Annotated in this window: 2 rRNA genes; both read right to left on the minus strand. The window is 40.4% G+C overall.

From position 1 onward, the window contains the following. Positions 1-97 (minus strand): 23S ribosomal RNA (locus OCV72_RS16425); the annotation flags it as partial. A gap of 339 nt (positions 98-436) precedes the next feature. Then, positions 437-552 (minus strand): 5S ribosomal RNA (rrf, locus tag OCV72_RS16430).

The following is a 552-nucleotide window of genomic DNA, read 5'->3' on the forward strand; positions in this document are numbered from 1 at the left end:
GGATATTTGCTCCTCCCCGAAGCTTTTCGCAGCTTATCACGTCTTTCATCGGCTCTTAGTGCCAAGGCATCCACCATACGCTCTTTCTAGCATGACCAACTTGCTCTCATTCACGGGAATGAATGATCGCTACACCGATATAGCGTTATCGGCGTTGGCTTAAGGTCAATTTTATTTAAGTCTGTTTTCTTCAGACAGTAATTATTACTCTGTTTATAACAATTACCTCGGATGTCTTGATTAAGATATTTAAAATCTTATCATTTCTATTTCTTATATGCAATTTTCAAGGTACATGGTGATGTGTCACTCTTTCAAGCTTTACATCTATTCATTTTTGACTGAAGTTTATCAGTCATCAGAACTCTAAACAATGTTTAAAACTCTGATCACTGGTAAAACCAGTTTTATCTTAAGTGTTATTTTTCTTTTTTAGATTTGGCGGCCACCTACTCTCCCGCACCGTCTCCAGTGAAGTACCATCGGCCGCTTGAGTCTTAACCATCGTGTTCGGGATGGGAACGGGTGTTACCCTCAAGCGCATCGCCACCA

It is taken from the genome of Dorea amylophila, from assembly GCF_025567265.1.
Classification (GTDB): Bacteria; Bacillota; Clostridia; order Lachnospirales; family Lachnospiraceae; genus Dorea_A; species Dorea_A amylophila.